Origin of the sequence: Actinotalea ferrariae CF5-4, from assembly GCF_000603945.1 — a bacterium.
Lineage (GTDB): Bacteria > Actinomycetota > Actinomycetes > Actinomycetales > Cellulomonadaceae > Actinotalea > Actinotalea ferrariae.
Window position 1 is genome coordinate 1 of record NZ_AXCW01000470.1, and the last position, 261, is coordinate 261.

Below are 261 nucleotides of genomic sequence, written 5' to 3' on the forward strand. Positions count from 1 at the left end.
ACACCACTTCCAGGGACTTGACCACGGGCACGCCCGGTTCCTCGACGCGCACACCGTGCAGGTCCACGACCACCAACTACGGGGCCGGGCCTACGTCGTGGCCACCGGGGCCGCGCCGCACGTCCCCGAGCTGCCTGGCATGGCCGACGTCGACTACCTCACCTCCACCACCGCAATGGAGCAGCGAGACCTGCCCGCATCCATGGTCGTGGTCGGCGGCGGGTACGTCGGGCTGGAGCAGGCCCAGCTGTGGGCGCACCT

The 261-nt window shown here is 70.9% G+C and carries 1 protein-coding gene; it reads left to right on the top strand.

Annotated features, from left to right (window positions below; all coding sequences use genetic code 11):
- The coding region (locus N866_RS18855) for an FAD-dependent oxidoreductase (RefSeq protein ID WP_034229707.1) at positions 1-261 on the top strand (261 nt) is incomplete at both ends.